This window comes from Kineococcus glutinatus (assembly GCF_039542765.1).
Lineage (GTDB): Bacteria > Actinomycetota > Actinomycetes > Actinomycetales > Kineococcaceae > Kineococcus_A > Kineococcus_A glutinatus.
This window is the reverse complement of the sequence record NZ_BAABIL010000332.1, coordinates 1-558: the sequence shown is the minus strand read 5'-3', so window position 1 is coordinate 558 and position 558 is coordinate 1. Positions and strand designations below refer to the sequence as shown.

The window sequence follows — 558 nt, the reverse complement described above, 5'->3', positions numbered from 1 at the left end:
GCCGAGGGCGTCGCGCTGCTCGTCGCGGCGGAGGACGCCGCCGCGGGCACGGCGGCCCTGCTCGGCAGCCCCGTGCGCGACGACGTCGCCTGGCCCGCCCGGGGGCGCGCCGACGAGCGCACCGCGGAGCTGGTGGCCGGCGACGGGGAGGACGCCCTCGTGGTGGACGGCGCCTCCCTGCCCGCCGACGCGGACCTGACGTACACCCCGACGGGCCGGGCCACCCTCACCACCGGCTCCGGTGAGCTCGCGGCGCTCGTCGCCGACGACGAGCTGTCCGCGGCGCTGGAGGACACCGGCGCGCAGGGCGTGGCGGGCGTGCAGCGCTTCCTCGCCGAGGCCGCCACGATCACCCTGGAACGCCCCTACGACACCCGCGGCCTGCTGGCCGTCGCCCCCCGCGGCTGGAACCCCGAGCCGTCCGCGGTGGCGGCGCTGCTGGCCGCGCTGGAGGACACCCCGTGGGTGCAGCTGCAGCCGCTGTCCGCGCTGCGGGCCACCGCCGCGCCGGACGGGGCGGGCGCGCAGCTGGCCGGCGGCGCGAGCCCCGGCACGAGC

The 558-nt window shown here is 80.8% G+C and carries 1 protein-coding gene; it reads left to right on the top strand.

Annotated features, from left to right (window positions below; translation table 11 throughout):
• A partial coding sequence (locus tag ABEB16_RS12905) for a DUF6049 family protein (protein WP_345712655.1) occupies positions 1-558 on the top strand: 558 nt, incomplete at both ends.